This is a genomic window from Helicobacter trogontum (assembly GCF_000765905.2).
Taxonomy (GTDB): domain Bacteria; phylum Campylobacterota; class Campylobacteria; order Campylobacterales; family Helicobacteraceae; genus Helicobacter_A; species Helicobacter_A trogontum.
The window spans coordinates 1-20,889 of the sequence record NZ_JRPL02000029.1; the positions used below are offsets into that span (position 1 = coordinate 1).

Below are 20,889 nucleotides of genomic sequence, written 5' to 3' on the forward strand. Positions count from 1 at the left end.
AAACATATAAGAATTATTGAATAAATAAATTACAAGCTTTCTTTATGTAACACGCACCAAATTAAGCTATATTTGTAAGGTTGTTGGAGATGTGATGTAGGCTTCTTTGATATCTCTTACAAATTATACACAAAAAACATTTTATAAAGCATGTTTTAGAAGCTTTTAGCCTATATTGAATCCTTGAGGAGTTTATATAATGAGAGGAATGCAAACAAGTTGTTGCAAATAGGCTTTTTCAATACTTATATTTGTGTAAGGAATATAAAATAAATTCTGAAACAATCCCTTAGATGTTTTTTATATAAGGAATGCATAAAGCTTTTTACCAAGTTATTTCATGTTTGTATCAAATATTTAAACTTAAATGTTGCATGTGTTGCGTGTGGTTGTTGCTGTTGTTGTGATATGGTATGTTGAAAGGCTTAATACATTAGATACCTTTTAGCTTTTAGTATATTCATTCTAAAAGGTGTTTTTTTGATTTTGCAAGTATGAAGTAATAGAAAAACACTGATAGAGTTACCCTTTTAAATATAGTCTGATAACACTAGCAAAAGGAAAGGGTGGCAAAAGTTTATAAAAGAAACTTTGCCATAATAAAGATATCCAAGTAGTTATTTTTAAGACTAATTTATTCATCATGCATTATCTAAAAAATTCTTCAAAGAATAAGCCTCTAAAACATGCTTTATAAAATGTTTTTTATGTATAGTTCTGTAAGAGGTATCAAAGAAACCTAAAGCATGTCAAAAGCCAAGAAGTTTATCAATAAGGTTTAAGAATGATGTGAATATTAGAATTAATGTCAATCAAAGGGCTTATATACAATTATATAAAATTACGTCTAATAACATATATGAAGCTTATATATAACTATATTGTATAAATATCTTGAAGTATTGATATGTATTTAATAAATAATGTGTTATTTAGGAAGTTTTATACTTGGGTGGGATGTTAAGGACAGGTAGAGTATGGGCTAGCTGGTTTAAGGGTAGATTGGAACTAGAACATTTAGTTTTACCTGTGTGTCGTTATTTTATCACATAGCACAAGATTAGACTTAATATGTGAAACTATGTAAAATATAGCAAAACAACAATATACTAGCTACCCAATTAATATCAATAATAGTGAAAGATAATTTCGAAAGAATTCTTATAGAATCGAGGAGATTCTATAAGTAAAAAAGTGTATTCAAATTGTTTGCAAAAGATACTAACGCCCTAGTTCTTCTTGGTGTATTTCTCTCCACGCTTCTAATAAGCCTTTTGCTACATTCATAACAATATCAATTTTTTCAACATTGTTTTCCATGTTAGCTTGTGTTAAAAGCTTAATTTGATGTGTGTAAAGCCCTGTAAGATATACTGCTACCTCACCACCTCTATCGTAGTCAAGGACATTTAGTAGCTCTGTGAAGATATCAGTAGTTCTATTGATATAGTAGATTTTCTTTTCTATATCAATATCGTCTTGTTCCATACACCTGCGTGCCTGACCTAAAAACCTCAAAATACCCTCATACAACATTTCTATGAGTTTTGCTGGACTCTCAACGCTCACAGAATTTTGCTGATACATATTATGGGCATTAAACGCTCTCATAACTGCTCCTTATTTCTTTTTGTCGTTAGCGGCGGCTTGGTCTATCATCATTTGAACAGCATTGAAAGAGTTGTTGGCTTTTGCTATTTGTTCATCAAAAGAAGCAAATCTTTGTTGCATAGTGTCATACCTTGCATCAAGCATTTTTTTTGCTTTATCTTTTTCTTGATTATAGTTTTTTAACTCTCTTTCAAGCGTTTGCTCAAAAGTCTTTAACTTAGCGTTTCCACCTTCAAGTAAATCGGCTAAAACTTTATTTACTTTTGTAAAAACTCCATCATACCTATTATATTTTCCTAAACTATCCTTTTTTTCTCCACCATAAAACACTTCTTTTGCTTTTTCTGGGTCTGCACTTAATGCACTTGAGAGTTTTCCGCCATCAAGTTGCATAACACTCTTGTCATTTAAAGAGATACCATAATCCATTAAGCTTTTTACTTCAAGCCCATTTGCAATATGTTGTGTAATTGCTTGGTTTAGGTCTGGACGAATGCTTCTTATAAGTGATTCTGTATTAAATACCCCACCTCTCTTTGTATCTGGATCAAACTTTGTAACCGCATCAAGCTTAGGCACAGTCTCATTATACACCTTAGCAAATTCTTGGATTTCTTTTACAATATCTTCTGTATTCTGCGTGATGCTGATCACATCTGGTTTGCCTTCTTCTGATACTTTTTGTAGGTTAATTGTTAGCCCACCTACAATATCATCAATAGTATTGCCTGGACGCTTAATTGTGGCACCATTATAAAGCACTTCAGAATCAGCCGCACTTTGCACATTCTTAACTTTTAATACATTGTTTTGTAGTGCTGAGAAATCGCTATATTTTCCAGCTTTTAACCCAATGCTTGCAAGAGCTTGCGTCTCTTCGGGAGTTGTGGCTTTGATATCAATGGTAACACCATCACTATTGAGAGAAATTTTATTTTGACTTGCACTTGCTTGTATTCCACTAATTGCATTGAGAGCTTCTACAACAGCTTGTGCGTTTTGATCTGCTGTATTCTCTTTTTTCGTGATTTGTGCTAGGTCTAGCCTATTGCCATTAACTTGAAAACTACCTGTAAGTGCACCTTCTTTTACTTCAATATTGCTTGAGTATAAGTCTTGCGATTTTGATTCTTTTTGCATAAAGCCAAGATTCCCAGTCTTGTCTCCACCAACACTAATCTTAAATCCCCTCTTATCATTGATGATAAATCCTCGTCCCTCATTTGGCAATCCAAATGTAATATCGCCATTCTCTACCAATTCCTTAGTGGCTTCATTTGCTTTTAACGCCTCTGTAATTGCATTTTGTAGCATCAGAAATCTATCGCTAGCAGTTTGTGGAATATTGAGTGTAACACTTATTTTGTGCACCTGCTTATCGCTTCCCTTAACTTCTATAAAAAAGTCTTGTTCCCCCTGTAAATCAATGTCAAGATTCCCCATTCCCTCCGACTTTAAAAGAGAACCAAAATAGATTCTACTATTTTCTCCCGTTTCTTTTGAGTTGATCATAAGTTGATATGGTTTTTCTCCACCAATCTTCATAATGGAACCCATGATTTTCCCATTTGTTGCATCAGTTATGGCTTGACTCACTTCTCCAACAGTCATTCCACCTTTTATATCTACACGATAGCTTTGCCCATTGCTATAAAAATCAAGCACACCATCTTCGTTACTAAATGCATCATCTCTTGAGGCAAATTTTGTACCAACTTCATTAATATCACTTTTTGCCAGTTGTTTCACTTCCATATTGATATTTTGCACAGGCACACCAGCTGCTGCTGTAGCTTTTATCGCTTCACCAGATACATTTACATTTCTTCCCAAGAATGTAGAATAATCAGAGAGTTTGCGTGTGTGTTGTCGCAATGTCTCAAGGGCAGTTTTTATCTCTACAAGTTGCTTTTGTTTCTCAATATTAAGCTCCATTTTTTTATCAACGGGCTTAATAACATTGTCTTCATCGGCCTTACGCAATTTATCAATAACATCAGCATTCAAAACCGAGCTACCAAGCCCAAGAGAAGTAATTTTTCCTGCCATAACACACTCCTAAACAACATCATGGTTTTATTATTTAAATTAGGTTCAATCAAAAAACGCAAGAAATTTATATTCCATACTTACATAATATGGAATCTTTTTTTGTATTGTATCAAACAAATTCCACACGACAACGCAGAATATAATCTCTAATCGACATTTTTATAGAATCTTAAAGTGCTTTTTTTGTTGCAGTACATCAGATTTCTTAATTTTTCTGCTACAAGACTTGGTTATTGTATATCTTTTTGCTACTTGAAAAGATAAATATAGCTATAATCCAAACGTAATATTTTCGATTAGCATAATATTATCTTTGTAGATACTAATCGCGTCAATGCAAAAATGGCTTGAAATCTGCCTTTGTTCCAAAAAAACATGTATGGTTTTTGTAAGTCTTTCTAATTTTTTTGGTGTAATATTTGCAAGTGGATTCATGCAGTGTGATGACTTAACTTCTATAAAATGTAAAATAGAATCTTTTTTCATGATGAGATCTATTTCACCATAACGACTATGAAAATTTTGTTCGATAAACTCAAATCCTAAAGTTGTGAGATACTCTAATGCTATCTGCTCATAATGTCTACCTTTTTGCCTCATGCAATCATAGCCTTATTTAGAGTTTTGTGCCACTACATTGGATCGATATTGTTGCAGGCTTGATAGCGAGATTAAAAACATAAACCCACGTTTTTATTTTTTCATAATCAAAGTCGTCGCATGTTCTAATACAAGATACTTGTTTGCAACGTCTTGAATCTGCTTAGCGTTTAGAGTTTCTAGATTTTTTTCATAATCTAAAAGCGGTTGTATATCTCCTCGCACGAAGTATGATCCAAATAGCCCTGCCACAGAGCTTGCACTCTCTAAACTATAAATAAAATTTGCACGTGTGCTTATTTTTATTTTATCAAGTTGTGCCTGTGTGATTTGTGTTTTTTTCAATTTTTCAATTTGTTTTAATATCTCACTCTTTAAATCGTTTGCACTTACTCCTGCATTACCTGTTGCCACAATAATAAACATACCAGAATCAATCATATCCATATTAAATGCGCTTATAGAAGATGCAAGTTGTAATTTATCTTGCAATATCGCAGGTAAAATAGCACTCTTCCCACCACCCAATATGTCACCTATGGCTTCTAATGCCACTTGGTCTTTATGTGTAAAATCTGGTGTTTTAAAACCCATAATAAGCCATTCTATCCCGCCTGTATCCTTTGTAATATATGCTTCTCTTGTGCCATCTTGTTCTGGCTCTTGCATAATTACTTTTGGAATCTCACCTTTATTTTTAATTTTGCCAAAATACTTTTCTGCACCGCTAAACACATCTTGTGGATTTACATCGCCACTTACAAGCAAGATTGCGTTTTGCGGTTGATAGTAAGTCTCATGAAAGCTTTTAACATCTTGCAAACTCCAATTCTGTATATCATTCATGAAGCCTATAGGTGTCCAATGATATGGGTGATACACATAAGCGGTATTAAAAAAACGAAAGTATAAATAGCCGCTTGGCGTATTGTCTGTCCGCCACAAACGCTCTTGGGCTACTACATCTCTTTCTGATTGAAATTCAGAATCTATAAATTGTAGGTTCTGCATAAGTTCAGCAAAAAGCTCTAATGATGTGTTTAGATTCTGTGTGCTTGATTTAATGAAATAGCGTGTATAATCAAAACTTGTAGAAGCATTGTTTATACCCCCCATTTTTTTCACAATCTCGTCAAATTCACCTGCTTTTAAATTTTTTGTTGTTTTAAAATTCATGTGCTCAAGCATGTGTGCAATACCACTTTTTCCCATTACTTCATTGCGTGATCCGACCTTATAAAATACATTTGTCTCAATTACATTACTTTTATTATGTAATGGAATCACTACAACTTGCAAACCATTTTTTAAAATCTTGCTCTCATATTTTGGTAATACGCTTCCAAATACAACACTGCTCATTATAAAAACTCCTAATATAATTTTTTTATATATATCTTTTCTCATTGCACTGCTACCCCAATTGCATCATTTATGTGGTTAAATCCATCAGCCTTTAATTTTTCTGCAAGCTCATTGTTCATACGCGCTATGATGGTTGGACCTTCATATACCATACTACTTAGAATCTGCACTAAATTTGCACCAAGTTTTATTCTCTCATACACTTCATTGGAATCACAAATTCCACCAACAGAAATAAGTGTTGTTTTTTTATGGAAATTTTGCCCTAGGATCTTTAGAATCTCTCTTGAGCGTGATGTCAATGCCTTGCCACTGATACCACCAAAACACTGCTCATTGCGTTTTGCTGGATGTGATACAAGAGTGTAATCAATGCTTGTATTTGTAGCAATGATTCCGCTCACACCATGTTTAATGGCACTATCGCACACAGTAAGCATGAAATCTATTTCCATGTCAGGCGATATTTTGATAAAAATTGGCTTATTTGTTACACCCTTTGCCATATCGATAAGATCTGCTACAAAGCTTTCATTTTGTAAGTCACGCAAACCAGGTGTATTTGGCGAAGAGAGATTAAAGGCAAAATAATCTCCATAATCCTTGAGTGTATCAAGGCTTAATTCGTAGTTTTTTAAGGAATCTCCTTGTGCGATATTCTTATTTTTACCGATGTTTATCCCAAGTGGAATACAAAAAGGATACACTTCTTTTAGGTGTGCTAACATACCTCTTGCACCAATATTATTAAATCCCATTGCGTTTTGCAAACTTTCTTCTTCTACGTGACGAAACATGCGGGGCTTTTCATTGCCTTCTTGAGGCATCTGTGTAACACTGCCTAGCTCCAAATAACCAAAGCCAAGACTAGCAAGGGGGCGCACAATCTCTGCGTTTTTATCAAACCCACTTGCAAGTCCAATTGGGTTATAAAAATGTAATCCATGTATGTCTTGCGCTAAGCTCTCATGAATGCGACAATAGTATTTTGCAATCATAGATTCAAACAATGGAATCCTTTGTGGCAATTTCATTGCTTTTACTGTTAGGTTATGAATCTTTTCGGCATCGCATTTATATAAATAAGGTCGTATTTTTTTATAAAATCCCATGTTAACCTCGTTAAACAAAATGCTAGATTATATCAAAACACAATAAATCCTGTTTAATCTGGCAAAAGTTTCTAAGCTTAGCTATGCTATAATGTAGCTTATCAAAAAAGGAAAAATATGAGAATTGCTATTATACGATTATCTGCGTTTGGCGATGTGGTGGTTGCTTCAAGTATGCTCGCTGGACTTAAGGCAATTGGGGATTATAGAATAGAGTGGTTTGTTGATGACAGGTTTAGTGGTATCTTAGATCATTCTCCCTGTATTGCAAAGATTCACGCATTGCCATTCAAAAAGCTTCTAAAGAGCATAAGTGGGCTTTTGGAAATAAGACGATATTGTAAAAGTTGTGGTGAGTTTGATATAGTGATTGATATGCAAGGACTTATAAAGTCGGCTATTGTTGGCAAATTTCTTATATCTGCAAAGTTTGTTGGATTCTCTAGAGATGGAGCAAGAGAGGGCTTAGCAAGTTTTTTTTACACACACAAGGTTTCAATTCCTTATGATTCTAATATTCTTGAGAGGAATTTTTCTGTACTTTTTTCCCATCTAAAAGAGTTTCAAACAAATCCTTTTACATTAGAGCGAGTTATGTCTTTGCACACACAGGGATTAGGCTTTAATTATCACTCCATTACAGAATCTTTAAATACACATTTTTCAAGATTAAATAGCATGGATAAAAGACCATACACATTTTTATTTATTCTTGAAGCCTCGATTAAAGAAAAAATGTATCCAATAGAGAAATATGCAGAGTTAGCACGTTTATTACAAGATTTTTTGCAAGAATGCCATTTTCATGTTGTATGGAATGAGGATAAGAATAGAGCAGATTCTTTGTATTCACTCCTAAGAAAGCAGGGGCTATGTGTTACACAACTTGATAGACTTGACTTTAATAATCTGAAGTTTGCACTTCGGCAGATTGATTGTGTTATTGGTGGTGATACGGGTGTAACCCATCTTGCATGGGCTATGGGAGCAAATTGCATTACACTCTATGGCAATAATGCAAGAAGTAGTGGTAAAAATATGCGAGACACAAAGCTTAATCGCGTGTTGCTTGGGAATCCTTATGTGGTTTCAGAAGGCACAGAGTTTGAGATCGCAAGTATAGAGCCACGAGATATATTTGAGACCTTTAAATACAAGGTTTATAAGGCCTTGCAAGATGATTAGAGGATAGCGGCTTATTATACTAGAGTGTTTTAAGCTCTATTTTAGTTATATTCTTGTAGAATGGATAAGATTGCCAAAACAAGTATGATGTAGTTTTATTTGTCTTGGTGTTTAGGAAAAGGGAATAGGTTATGATAAAAATGCGTAAAAAACTAGGATTAAGCATTGTATTAATGGGTGTGTTAATGTCGAGTGCAAATGCAGCCTGTGATTCGATATTTTGTATTGGCGGTAATGTTGGTGTTGGTGGGATATATACTGATTTTGGCGGTAATAGCAGAGCGGATGGGAGCTTCAAAGGTGGTTATGGTGCATTTGAGCTTGATTTATTGATTATAAGGCGACTGCAAGTTGGCTTAGGATTTAAGGGTGGTTCAGGTTCTATGGGCATTTATGGCTCCGATCTTGCAAATAATTTTGATGCTAGTTTGCTCGGTGATAAAGCAGGTGCATTTGTATCAGGAAGTTTTAAGATAGGCTTTAATGTAGCAAGTTTGGAATCGCCACTTTATATCAATTTTATTAGTAATATGGATGGATATATAGGCGCATTTGGACATGGTTTGGGTTTTTATGGTGCAGAACTGCAGGGTAGAAAGTCATTTGGTGGCAGAACAAGTTTATTATATAGCTTTGGTGGTGGTGCAGCACATGCTATATATGCTTTTACACAGGATCAAGATAATAAAATGGAGAGCGGATATGGCTACAGCTTATTTGGCTCACTTGGTGTAGATATTGGCTTGACAAGGAATTTAGGATTCTATATTAAGACTATTGTAAGATATTACGACATACCAGCAAATGATGCTATGCAAATTAATAATCAGGTAGTGAGTTTTCCTCACACTAACGCATGGGCGACTATGTTAGAGACTGGGCTTAGATTCTAATTTTATTTGAATGAAAATATATTTGATTGGGTTTTCACAATAGAGATGCAAAGATCTGCTTTATAGAATCTAAGATTTTTGGAAGCAGTAGAATGTTTATGTTTTAATGTAAGTGATCCTTGGGTTAATCACGTGTAATGCTATGAGTTTTTAGATAAGATTTCATTGATTTTTTGTGCAAAAATATTTTGTTAAACACATATTAAGATTAGATATAGACTTGTTTTATATTAATAGCCAGATCAATTAAAGATAAAGACTATTGTGCTAGATTTTTTATGGCATTTTCCACATTTTTTATAACCCAGTTTGGTGTGCTTGCTCCAGCACTAATACCACATATTTTTTTATCCACGAACCATTCTGCTTTGATGTCGTTTTCATCCTCTACTAAGTAGCTATCTTTACAATGATTTTGTGCAATATAGAAGAGCTGCTTGGTGTTTGATGAGGTTTTACCGCCGACAATAACCATGACATCAGCCTTTTGACTAAGAGTTCTTGTTGCTTCTTGGTTTTCAAAAGTTGCGTTACATATTGTATTAAACACGCGAACCTCCATAGCATTACTTACAAGATATTGCACAATTTGTAAAAATTGTTCAATCTGTTTTGTAGTTTGCGATACAACCGCAACTTTTTTGGGAATTTTTTGTATTTGCTGTAAGGATTCTAAATCACTCACAACAATAGGTGGTTTTACACTATAGCTCATTACGCTACGCACCTCGGGGTGATTTGAGTCTCCAAAAATCACAATGTTGTATCCATCATTACTCATTTTTTCTACAATTTGTTGTGGTTTTGTGACAAAGGGGCAGGTTGCATCAGTAATGCTAACCCCTTTGGTTTGCAATGCTTCTAGATTCTGTTTTGTAATACCATGTGTTCGAATAATTACACTTTTACTATCGCCAAGATTTGTAATGTCTTCTTGCACCTTTACGCCAAAGTTCTTTTCCAAACGATTAATTTCAAGCGGATTGTGTATGAGTGGTCCGAGCGTAAGTGTATTGGGATTATTTTGAGCAATCTTTTCTGTAATTTTTATGGCTCTTTTTACACCAAAACAAAATCCATATTTGTCTGCAAGTATGACTTCCATAGCCTTCCTTATTGTGATTATAATCTTATGTCAAATTGTGAGTGCGAAAAATTATAGCGAAGTTATTTGAATACCATATAGCTTTTAAAAAAGAGTAAAAATATTTCAGGCTTTTATGATATTTCATTTTTTGCTTTTGCATGAGTAAATTATTAGGAAATGTATTATGCTTGTTTTAACAGGGTTATTTTGGGTGTCTGATTGTTTTGTTAATTTCATGTATTGTATAGTAGCGTAGGGTAACTTCATTTTTAGATCTCCCCTCTATCATACACATATTGTAAGTATGATTGTTGCTCGTTTGCAAGGTGTATTTTTTACATACATTATGTTTGATACTATGAAAAAGATTGTCATTTGCTTCGTAAAAATTTTCTACATCGTGTGTATTTAGCTGTTTTATAATTGTTTTTTGTGCTTGTAAAAGCAACACAAATGCAAATGATAAGATAAGTAGAGAAAATATAATGTCTATGCTTAAAAAACCGCTTCTATAATTAAGTTGTTGATTGGCGTGTTCCTGCAATGTTTTTGCCTTAAAAGTTTCTATATGACCTAGAACTTTAATTGCAGTAGGGCTACAGCAATAATCACTAAAACAATGCCAACATAGCCAATAGGCTTTAGTTTTTGTTTAAAAAAATAGTAGGCTCCAGCAACACTGCCCAAAATCCCAATAGCCCCCCAAAGTGTATAGGCAATAGGTAGAGACATGCCATTATCAACAACAACAGAAAGTAGTAAAAATGCAGATCCTACAAGCACTAATGCAAGTATCCCCCACCACACCTTGCGAAATCCATCTGACTTTTGCAATGCAAGATTTGCAAAAATATCAAGCACACCAGAAAGTATGATTAAGACAAAATTCATCGTTAAATTTCCATAATTAATTTCGAAAGTATCAGTGTAATCGTAGCAAAAAATCAGCAAAGTTGCAACACATACCCATATGATACAGAATGGTATTCAAAAGCATAAATTGTATGGTGGTATATGTTTGTAATAGTTTTTTGTGTGTTGCTATAGCATAATTATCACTTTGAAATCTGCCAAAGCAACACCCTCCTCAAGATTCTCCTAAAGAAATTCTCTTAAGGATGTTTTTTTGAATCAGTATGACACCTAGTATATAATAACTTCATATTAAAAAGTTGGTTTTGGTGTTTTAGAGCTTGATGCAGGCAGCACAGGATATATAACCTCTGGCATTTTACCATCTAGCGATTTAAAGAATGCGGCAATAGATTCTGCTTCGCTTTGGCTTATGTCTATGCCTAACTGAATTTTGCCCATTTCTTTAATCGCATCTTTAACGTCCCAATATTGTCCATTATGAAAATATGGTGCTGTTTGCATTACATTTCTTAATGTTGGGGTTTTTACTAAACCATCTTCATTACCTTTGAAGTCACCAACGTTTGCGTATTTATATTGTCCCATAATGCCAAATGCTTGCATATTGCCGCCAAGATTTATACCATTATGACATGATACGCAGCCTTTATCTATAAATAGATTCAGCCCTTCTTTTTCCTGTTTTGTAAGAGCATTTGTGTCACCACGCAAGAAAGAATCAAAGCGGCTTGGCGTTGTGAGGGTAAATTCATACAATGCAATTGTATCTGCAATTAGCTTGAAGTCTATTTTTACATTTTTGCCATATGCTTTTTTAAATGCATCTACATATTCTGGTATCGAGGTGATTTTTTGCTCAACAAGTTTTGGTTGTGCTGCCATTTCCACTGGATTTTGAATTGGTCCTTGTGCTTGATCTCCTAGGTGAGCAGATCTACCATCCCAAAATTGCACATCATTAAATACAGAGTTAAGCACTGTTGGGCTATTTAGATTGTGTGGGTTTGCACTCCATTTATGTCCAATAGCTGCTGGTACTACGTCTGTACCTGCAAGCCCTAGATTATGGCAAGTATTACATGAGATGAGGTTTGAGCTTGATAAGCGTGGATCAAAATAAAGCTTTTTGCCCAATTCAACTTGTTCTTTTGTGAGCAATGGGCTATAACCTTTTGCAATACCTGTTTCTTTTATCTTTTGTTGTTGGAAAGTTGCTAGTTCTTTACCTGTTGGCATTGCCACTAGGTCAGATTCTTTTGCCTTTTGTAATAGTTCTTTATCGCTTGGGATAGCACTTGCAGCAAATGCTACTGCTAGTGTTACTGCTCCAGCAATCACGATATTTAATCCGAGCTTGTTATACGTCATTATCGTTCCTTTAAATATAGAGTAACGCACATTATAACATTTTAGGATAATATTTCGCAGACGATACAATAAAAAAGCATGTAAATTGGTGTTTTTTGATAAAATATTACTTTTTTATTGGTGCTTAATCATATTATTGTTAATAATGTTTCATATAATTACAAACTTAATAGTAACTTTCAAATTTAATATATATTAAAGTTTTTTTATGCGAGTTTATTCTGTTGTGTTTCAGTATCTATTTTACCTAAGAGCAATGATATGCTTGTATTGTTTGCGTATGCGTTTTGCCATTGTTTCTTTTGTGTGGGTTTGTTTTATTTCTATCTATTTTGTAGGTTGTGCCAAGCTTCCAGCGGAAAGTGATTTGGAAATAAAGACGCATGTGCCACGTGTATTTGCAAACAAAGAATTGTTGCAAAATATAGCTACGACCAAGGGGAACAATGCCGAATATACAGACTTTAAAAGCACGTTTTATACATTATTTGATGACTTGGTGCTAAATGATCTTGCAAATCGCGCTTTGCAACAAAATACAAACCTAAAAACTCTTGAATCTAACATTAGACAAGCAAGAGCAACTGCAAAAATACATTCATGGAATCTTTTTCCTAAGGCAAATGCGGGGTTAAACTATAATTATAGTGATAACAACTATAAGCAGATTCAAACAAATATTACGCAAAATACAACAAATTTAGGTTTATCTTTTAGTTGGGAGGTTGATTTATTTGGGAAACTCAATGCATTGCGACTAGCAAGTAAGCAGCAGATTCTGCAATCAATATATAGTTTACAATCCGCACAAGTTATTTTGCTTGGAGATATTGCAAATTATTATTTCACAATTAGACAAACCCAACAAGCTCTTACGCTCAATAGGCAGATCACGCAAAATCTTGAAGAAATCTACAAACTCACGGAAAAAAAATATCATTTAGGGCTTGTGGGGCTTGATAGTGTGGCAACAACAAAGAGCAACTATCTTATACAAAAAAACACAACGCTTTCGCTTGAATATACACTTGAGCAAAATAAAAATGCCTTGCTTGTGCTGCTTAATGCAAATGAGCTTGGTTTTGATATGTATGCAGATGATTATAGCTTTAAAACCCCACAAATTCCGCCTATAGATTCTATGCCAACTAATGTATTATTTAATCGCCCAGATGTTCGTGCGAGTGTATTTGCTCTCAATGCTTCTTTGTATCAACGTTATAATAAAAAGATGGCGTTACTACCAAGCATTAATTTAAGCGGGAATCTAGGACAAATTCTATTTTCACCACAGCTTGGTATAGGCGATATGGTATGGCAAATGGCAGGTTCTCTTGCCGCACCGCTTTTAAATCGCCAAACACTCACACAGGATTATATCATTGCCAAAGAGAATACAAAGCAATCTTTTTATGCACTACAAAATACAATGAATACAGCTTTAGCAGAGATAGAAAATGCTGCAAAATATGTTGCTATCACACAGGAAAGTTTCCAACATGCGCAAGAAAATTATAATATCAACAAAGATACACTAATAATCATGGAATCTCGTTATCAACAAAACCTTATAGATTCTATTTCAAGGCTTGAGTATGAAAATAGCTATTTACGTGCAAAAAATACTCTTGCCAGTGCAAATTTAAGTAAAAACCAAGCAGTTATTGCTTTATACAAAGCATTTGGCGGTGATTTTCACCCAAATGAATTGAGAGATGGAGTCTTACAGACCATGCAGATTCCTAACATAGAGCAACCACAAGAAGATAATGTAAGAGATCCAGCAAATGATCTCTAAATAGCAAAACAAAAAAGTATAAAATTTAAGCATATAAGGGAAAAGGAGAATCATGCCAAGCACAAAAGAAATCTATGATACCATTACGCCAAAAGCAACAAGAACACGCATTGTTTTGCTTATCGTTTTTGGAATTGCCTTGTTAGTTATTATAGCTCTTTATATCCTTTTGCATAATTCTGAAAATATTACCTATACAACCATAAAGCCTATACAAGGCAATATTACACAAAGCGTGTCAGCAACAGGCACTCTCTCGCCAACAAATGAAGTAGAAGTTGGTAGTCAGATCTCAGGCACAATTTATAAATTGCATGTAGATGTCAATGATTCTGTGCGAAAGGATCAGATTCTAGCAGAGATTAATCCAAATAAACTTAATCAAACAAAAGACGGCTATGAGGCGCAACTACAATCTGGTTTAGCAAATCTTGAAGCTTCTAAAGTGGCAATGGAGCAGAAAAAATGGAATTATGAGCAACAACAGCAACTCTATGAGGCGACAAATGGACGCACTCCATCAAAGCTTGAGTTACAAACAGCAAAGATGGATTATCTGTCTGCAAAAGCTGATGTTAAAATCAAACAAGCAAGTATAGCTCAAATTCAAACCAACCTTAAATCTGCAAAAATAGATTTGCAAAATGCTATTATAAAAAGTCCAATAGATGGTATTATTTTGGAACGCAGTATAAGCTTAGGACAAACCGTTGCTGCAAGTTTTCAAACACCAACACTTTTTAAACTTGCACAAAACCTAAAAGAGATGAATTTAGTGGTAAATATTTCAGAATCTGATATAGGCAAAGTGCAATCAGGGCAAAATGTAAGTTTTAGTGTGGATGCATACCCCAATCAAACATTTCAAGCAAAAGTAGATAGGGTAAATTTTGCTGCCACAACAACAGACAATATCACAAGTTATGAGACAACAATCTATGTGCAAAATGAAAATTTACTTCTAAAACCAGGCATGAATGCCACAGCTTTCATACAAGTTGCAAGTGAAAAAGATGCGCTTTTAGTTCCCGTGGCGGCAATATTTTATGATCCACAATCACAAAAGGCAAAACCAGATTCTAAAAAACCATCTAATCCGCTCATGTTTTCACCACCGCCAAGGAGACAGCAACAAACACATGCAGCTATAAACACAAATAATGCAAGGCAAGGCACGATATGGGTGCTTGAAAAAGGTGTGCCAACTGCTATGCCTGTAACTATTGGTATTTCAGATTCTAAAATGGTGGCAATCAAGGGTGATAATCTTAGTCTTAATACAGAAATTATCATCGATTCACATTAACTTGAAGTGTTGAGATAATAATTTGGCAATTCATATAGAATCTTATATGAAATGTAAAAGTCTATTTGCTGATATTGATGTTTATATTGCATGAAGCCATGTTGCTATGTAGATTACAATTAGAATGGTAAATCAAGGGATTTTGCAGGTGTTTTGTAGGCAAGTGGATAGGATTTGCATTTTGCAGTAATGTGGTGATAAATTGCCCTTGTTTCCGTATCCAAAAGGCATAATCACATACTATAATAAGCCTCTTTTTTAAGCGACTAATTGCTACATTGAGTGCAAATAATGCAGCTTTATTGTGCGAATCTGTCATATGTTTGCTAAATTTTACTGGTGAAAAAATTATAGTATCAAATTCTTTGCCTTGCGATTTGTGGATTGTAAAAATATTATGTCTAGAGATATGTTTTGATATTAAAAGCTTTTGCTGATCTCTAAACGGAGTTAAGATGGCATAATCATCTGTAAGCATATAGGTTAATGCAGCAATGGCATTTGCCTCACCCATATTTTCATTTCTTGGATTCTGCGGATTGTATTGATAATTGGGTCCAAATTTTGCACTATCAATATAATAAATCTCTGTTGGTAAGCCCTCACCCCTTAAGCCATTATGATAGACATGCTTATCTAAAATAAGGGCTAGATTGTTGCCGTAGCGATGCGTAGTTGTAAGTTTGTAGTGTGCGATAGTATTAAATACAATATCATCATAATTATGCTGCGTGTGCAACATTGCATGATTTTTAAAAAGCATTTCTAAAAAAAGTGTGTTTAGACTCCACACACAGACTTCAAAATGAGTGTTTTGAATATCAGAATCTTGCATATGGCAGATTGGCATCAATTGTTTGTGATCGCCTAATAGAGTGATTGGTGTGTTTAATGTAAGTGGAGCAATAAGCTTGATGAGTGGTGAAAACGCACACTCATCAAGAAAGACATGTGCAAATTTTAATTCACTTAACTGATTATAGCGTTTCACAAAACTATCTAGAGTAACACCAATAACATCACATTCTTGCAGACGCTCTTTTAGGGTTTGTGGTTTAAATAGATTAAGAGCATTTTCTTCATTTTCTCTAGATTCTCTTTCATCAGTTTGCAAGCATACATCAGGAAACTTCTGCAAAAAATCACTACTTGGCATACCTAAACGCAAGAATTTATGCCGCATTAATCCTTTCTTATCTCCTTGTGTAATAAGGGCAATAAAGATTTGTTCTAGAGCAGTATTTGTTGGGGCAAGTATTAATGTTTTTTTGTTTTGTGTGATCAGGTTTAATAGGCAATTAAAAAGCACAATCTGTGTTTTGCCACTCCCACTAATCCCCCATACATAGCTTATAGAATGGGTGAAAACACCTTTGATTGCTTCTTGTTGGTCATTATTGATATGAGGATCTAGGGTGATTTTTAGTGGAATGGGTTTAGTTTGTGGTAGGGCAAGATGAAGAGAATCTTGTGAGCAAAAATCCTTTATATTTTTTACAAGAAATTTCAAATCATTAAAAAGTCGCAGGTATTTTGGGACTCCTTTTTTATAATCTTCACCAAGCACATGGGATAATATAGAATTTTGATTTATTTTTATTTCTTCGTTGTCATGCACGATTGTATTTGCTAGGTCTATGAGCAATGAATCTGAAAGTTTTAACCTTAATATTTTAGTGAGTTCACTAAAACTTTTTTCCTCAAGAGCATCTATATCAATTACGTAATCTTTTATGTAGAGTTGCAAATAATCTGTGCTAAATAGTATGCGATCTAACTCAAGCAACAATGTATCATGCTTTTCTATACGCACTTGAGTGATATGTATTTCCTCTAGACCTTTGTTTTCTTGCTCTAAATACTCTAAATAACGTGTTGCTCCTTGCAGCAAATAGCTTTGTAATGATTGCACAATAATAACTCTCTATTTTTTGCAAAATTGTATCATTAATTTTAGTTTCTAAATAAACACTCTTTAATCTAACATAGATAAAAATTTAGGTTTAGTATATGTTAAAAGTGCAGTTCATAAAACATGACGTTTTGTCTCTTTTTTGTGCTAGTATTTCTTATTAAAAGGTTAAGAGTTACATTAAAATTAGTGATTAATATGGGTTTAGAGTCTAGACATGAGGGGTCTACATGAGATTATGTTGTGCATTATTGCTTTATTTATTTAGCTTTAATATGTGCTTTGCTACCACACTTGCTCACTACATACAAGCACAAACTTATGAAATATCACCTGATATGACTTGTAAGAATGAGCGGCATAAAGCCATATGTAGTGCGGAAAATGTAGAATGGATTGATGGAGTAGTAGCAAAGAAATTTCAATATGTGTTGGAGTTACAGGGTAATACATTAACAAAACACCGCTATGTTGAGTTTTACACACGAAATCTAAATTTTGAGGGCTACAATCTTACTGCGCTTGTACCAGATTCAATACTTTGTATTGAGAAATCCAATCTAATGCAAATAAGCAAAGTCAGCAAAGGTATGTATGTCCAAACAGAATGCACCTTGAAGTCTAGTGTATATCACATTGTAGTGCATACAAACGTTACCACCACGCATCCTATGTATAATGCTACCAATGACATACTTGAAGCACATTTTTTAGAATCTGAGAAATTTAGACAACCTTTACAGCATCAAGATGATGAAGTGTGGCAAAAAGATTACAAAATAGCAATAAAAAATGCAACGATATGGATAAAAAGCACAAATTTAAATGAAATTTTGTTTGATCTATATAAGCGAGAGCAACATATTGCTGCAAATATAGCATCGCAAGATGACAAAGACTATCGCATAATGCAAGATTCTGTGCCAACCAAAGATTACTTGACATTTTTGCAACAACTCTTTGGAATCCTTGATAGGGTGAATGAACAAGCAAATCTTTCAAAAAAAGAGCAGCAAAATTTATCAAATGTCCTACATAAATTAATCACAATTGCTACCACCCCAAACCAAAGCTTATCATTAAGTGTAAAAGGCAGTGATAAACTTGTTTTATCACTTTATGAACTCGAGGGTTTTGTGGCTATTAATCATAACTTTTTTGATGTGCTTACAAAAATTCTAAAATATTCACATATTACAATCACACAATAGTAATTCCAAATAAAAGGTAGAGTTATGAAGTTTTTATATTCTCTAAGTTTTGTGATATGCTATATGTCATTTGCAAATCAACCAAATATAGTACACATACCAATCACACAAGAACCACATGTGGCATCACCAAAAAATTCAACATTACCACACATTGATATATCATCTATGGATGAGTCCACGACGCAGCTTCGCGTGGATTCTAAAATACTAAAGAATATCATTAGTGAGGCAATACAAAAGAATATGTATCTAAATACGGCATGTATCCCACAACAAATTTCTATACAAAGCAAACTAAATATTGAAGAGGTAGATAAACTAGGCATACAACTAGAACTAACTCCTACGCAATATAAAGACAATCTTTTGCGATTGCAAAATATCACATTAAACCCTGCAAATAAGGATGCACAAAAGCAATTTTTGCTCACCTCGCATGGATTAAGTGGTGTGCATATGGTAATGACGTTTAGCAATAAAGGCATAAAGCAACATGTGATTGCACTTTCGCCAAATTATATACAAATTGATAATATGTTATTGGAAAATACACCACAAATTTTTAGAATCTTTCAGGCATATTTTTGTCATGCACGCACCTTTAGAGAATAATGATAGTATCTTAAACGGCATTACATTTTATACGATTTGTTCATGTTTGATTGGCTACATAGCTTGCGTTCACAAGATATAGACTTTTGTCCTAAATTACACGTTATTTGGTATTTTTTGCTATAATACGCACTTTTATTCATCTAAAGCTTTAGTATTTTTTGGCTTGGAATTTTGATTTATCGAGGGAGTTTTTATGACCAGTGTTTTAATTGTCTTTCAAGTTCTATTAACCATTGCTATTGTTATAGTTGTGCTGCTACAAAAGAGTTCTAGTATAGGTTTAGGTGCATATAGTGGGAGCAATGAAAGCTTATTTGGTGCAAAGGGTCCAGCCAACTTTATGGCGAAAATCACCATGTTTTTAGGTTTACTCTTTATTATAAATACTATTGCACTAGGTTATCTTTATAATACAAAGTCAAGCCGCGGGACAAGTGTACTTGATGGCGTAGAGATTCCAAAAGCATTGCCTATAACACCAACAGATAATACAATACCTTTATCTAGTCCGCTTTTACAAGGTGTGCAACCAGCTCTTCCACAAACACCATTAAATCCTTCGCTTAATACAGAGTCTATACCCCAAGATACTAAAACTACTACACAAGGAGATAAATAATGTTGCAAGATATTTACAATAATACAAAAGATCATATGCAAAAAAGTCTGCAGTCATTGCAAAAAGATTTTGCAACATTGCGTAGTGGTAGAGTGAGTGTGAGCATTCTTGACAATATTCGTATAGATTATTATGGCACACCTACACCACTTGCACAGGTTGGTAGCGTGATAGCACAGGATGCAACAACAATTGTTATCACTCCATGGGAAAAACCGCTACTTAAAGAGATAGAGAAAGCAATACAAGAAGCCAACATAGGGGTTAATCCAAATGCTGATGGTGAGTGCATTAAGCTCTTTTTCCCTCCAATGACTTCTGAGCAACGAAAAGATATTGCTAAACAGGCAAAAGCGATGGGTGAAAAAGCAAAGATTGCAGTCAGAAATATTCGACAAGATTCCAATAATGCAATCAAAAAGCTTGAAAAAGACAAAGCAATAACAGCCGATGAAAGTAAAAAAGGTGCTGATGAGATTCAAAAAATTACAGATGATCATGTTAAAAAAATTGATAGTATGGTAAAAGCAAAAGAAGAAGAAGTGATGAAGGTGTAGGGCATGTCATTAGATATAGAATCTATTTATAAAGAGCATAATGCCTTGCTTGAGGGGCATTTTTTACTTAGCAGTGGCAATCATAGTGCATTTTATTTGCAATCTGCAAAGGTGTTGGAGAATCCAAAAACAGCGGAAATCCTAGCAAAAGAATTGGCACAACAAATACTAGATTATGGTATTAGCATAGATTGTGTGTGTTCGCCTGCATTGGGTGGCATTTTGGCTGGTTATGAGTTGGCAAGATCTCTTGGAGTGAGGTTTATCTTTACTGAAAGATTGGAAGGTAAGATGACCTTACGTAGAGGTTTTGATGTTAAACATAATGAGCGTGTGCTGATTTGCGAAGATATTATCACAACTGGTGGAAGTGCGATGGAGAGTGTAGAGTGTATTAAACAGGCTGGTGGCATTGTGGTTGCATTTGCAGGATTAGCAAATCGTGGACTTTGTAGACGCACAAATATAGATGGGACATATTCTATAGATCAAAGCAAAGAAGCATGTAAATTAACGCAAGATATTCCATTATTTGCATTGGCTGATTTTGAGTTTGAGTTGTATGATCCTAAAACTTGCCCACTTTGTAAAGATTCTGTTGCTTATAAACCAGGAAGCAGACACTAACATCACAAAACAGAATAATACCTTAAGACATAAACTCACACAAAACACAACATTATATATAACCCAAATTTGCTATAATACAAAGATGTATC

The 20,889-nt window shown here is 34.2% G+C and carries 19 protein-coding genes; 9 read left to right on the plus strand and 10 right to left on the minus strand.

The genetic code is table 11. The annotated features are described in order from the left end of the window. Positions 1–1,221 precede the first annotated feature (1,221 nt). The 5 genes from fliS to pyrD all read right to left on the minus strand — a co-directional run bounded on the left by fliS (position 1,222) and on the right by pyrD (position 6,740). On the minus strand, positions 1,222–1,611 hold the full coding sequence (gene fliS, locus LS81_RS09150) for a flagellar export chaperone FliS (protein WP_034318083.1): 390 nt from the start codon (positions 1,609–1,611) through the stop codon (positions 1,222–1,224). 9 nt (positions 1,612–1,620) lie between these two features. Then, positions 1,621–3,660, minus strand: a complete 2,040-nt coding sequence (fliD, locus tag LS81_RS09155) for a flagellar filament capping protein FliD (protein ID WP_034346573.1) — start codon at positions 3,658–3,660, stop codon at positions 1,621–1,623. 273 nt (positions 3,661–3,933) lie between these two features. Next, a complete protein-coding gene (locus LS81_RS09160) occupies positions 3,934–4,263 on the minus strand; it encodes a YraN family protein (protein ID WP_034346572.1) in 330 nt (109 codons plus the stop codon). A gap of 93 nt (positions 4,264–4,356) precedes the next feature. Then, entirely contained in the window at positions 4,357–5,625 is a 1,269-nt protein-coding gene (locus LS81_RS09165) for a M16 family metallopeptidase (protein WP_034347221.1), read from the minus strand. A gap of 41 nt (positions 5,626–5,666) precedes the next feature. Further along, positions 5,667–6,740, minus strand: coding sequence for a dihydroorotate dehydrogenase (quinone) (pyrD, locus tag LS81_RS09170; RefSeq protein ID WP_034346571.1), 1,074 nt, complete (start codon positions 6,738–6,740; stop codon positions 5,667–5,669). Between the two features lie 117 nt (positions 6,741–6,857). Between pyrD and waaC the strand changes: the two genes are divergently transcribed. Further along, positions 6,858–7,925 (plus strand): lipopolysaccharide heptosyltransferase I, encoded by a 1,068-nt coding sequence (gene waaC, locus LS81_RS09175; RefSeq protein WP_034346569.1) that lies wholly within the window; start codon positions 6,858–6,860, stop codon positions 7,923–7,925. Positions 7,926–8,056: 131 nt separating this feature from the next. After that, positions 8,057–8,818, plus strand: coding sequence for a hypothetical protein (locus LS81_RS09180; RefSeq protein WP_034346568.1), 762 nt, complete (start codon positions 8,057–8,059; stop codon positions 8,816–8,818). Positions 8,819–9,077: 259 nt separating this feature from the next. Here the strand turns inward: LS81_RS09180 and LS81_RS09185 are convergent, their stop codons facing one another. The 4 genes from LS81_RS09185 to LS81_RS09200 all read right to left on the minus strand — a co-directional run bounded on the left by LS81_RS09185 (position 9,078) and on the right by LS81_RS09200 (position 12,149). Continuing rightward, positions 9,078–9,923, minus strand: a complete 846-nt coding sequence (locus LS81_RS09185) for a 4-hydroxy-3-methylbut-2-enyl diphosphate reductase (protein ID WP_034346566.1) — start codon at positions 9,921–9,923, stop codon at positions 9,078–9,080. A 184-nt stretch (positions 9,924–10,107) separates the two neighbouring features. After that, positions 10,108–10,449, minus strand: a complete 342-nt coding sequence (locus LS81_RS09190; protein WP_052096556.1) for a hypothetical protein — start codon at positions 10,447–10,449, stop codon at positions 10,108–10,110. Between the two features lie 29 nt (positions 10,450–10,478). Beyond that, complete coding sequence (locus LS81_RS09195) at positions 10,479–10,796, minus strand: SMR family transporter (RefSeq protein ID WP_034346565.1); 318 nt, start codon at positions 10,794–10,796, stop codon at positions 10,479–10,481. 273 nt (positions 10,797–11,069) lie between these two features. After that, positions 11,070–12,149, minus strand: a complete 1,080-nt coding sequence (locus LS81_RS09200; protein ID WP_052096555.1) for a cytochrome-c peroxidase — start codon at positions 12,147–12,149, stop codon at positions 11,070–11,072. Between the two features lie 280 nt (positions 12,150–12,429). Here LS81_RS09200 and LS81_RS09205 point away from each other — a divergent pair, with 280 nt between their 5' ends. Together LS81_RS09205 and LS81_RS09210 are read left to right on the plus strand one after the other, a co-directional pair. Next, a complete protein-coding gene (locus LS81_RS09205; RefSeq protein ID WP_237022221.1) occupies positions 12,430–13,947 on the plus strand; it encodes a TolC family protein in 1,518 nt (505 codons plus the stop codon). A gap of 52 nt (positions 13,948–13,999) precedes the next feature. Then, positions 14,000–15,253 (plus strand): efflux RND transporter periplasmic adaptor subunit, encoded by a 1,254-nt coding sequence (locus tag LS81_RS09210; RefSeq protein WP_034346561.1) that lies wholly within the window; start codon positions 14,000–14,002, stop codon positions 15,251–15,253. Positions 15,254–15,314: 61 nt separating this feature from the next. Here LS81_RS09210 and LS81_RS09215 read toward each other — a convergent pair whose 3' ends face one another. Then, a complete protein-coding gene (locus LS81_RS09215; protein ID WP_052096553.1) occupies positions 15,315–17,165 on the minus strand; it encodes an AAA domain-containing protein in 1,851 nt (616 codons plus the stop codon). 230 nt (positions 17,166–17,395) lie between these two features. Here LS81_RS09215 and LS81_RS09220 point away from each other — a divergent pair, with 230 nt between their 5' ends. From LS81_RS09220 to pyrE, 5 genes are all read left to right on the plus strand, one after another. Continuing rightward, positions 17,396–18,376, plus strand: a complete 981-nt coding sequence (locus LS81_RS09220; RefSeq protein ID WP_034346559.1) for a hypothetical protein — start codon at positions 17,396–17,398, stop codon at positions 18,374–18,376. 24 nt (positions 18,377–18,400) lie between these two features. Then, entirely contained in the window at positions 18,401–18,991 is a 591-nt protein-coding gene (locus LS81_RS09225) for a hypothetical protein (RefSeq protein ID WP_034346557.1), read from the plus strand. 196 nt (positions 18,992–19,187) lie between these two features. Then, positions 19,188–19,613 carry a preprotein translocase subunit SecG gene (gene secG, locus LS81_RS09230; protein ID WP_034346556.1) on the plus strand — a complete coding sequence of 142 codons (426 nt, stop codon included), beginning with the start codon at positions 19,188–19,190 and terminating at the stop codon, positions 19,611–19,613. Next, positions 19,613–20,170, plus strand: a complete 558-nt coding sequence (gene frr, locus LS81_RS09235) for a ribosome recycling factor (protein WP_034318124.1) — start codon at positions 19,613–19,615, stop codon at positions 20,168–20,170. Before secG ends, frr begins: the two co-directional genes overlap by 1 nt. Before the next feature lie 3 nt (positions 20,171–20,173). After that, entirely contained in the window at positions 20,174–20,797 is a 624-nt protein-coding gene (gene pyrE / locus LS81_RS09240) for an orotate phosphoribosyltransferase (protein WP_104696482.1), read from the plus strand. The last annotated feature ends 92 nt before the right edge of the window (positions 20,798–20,889 follow it).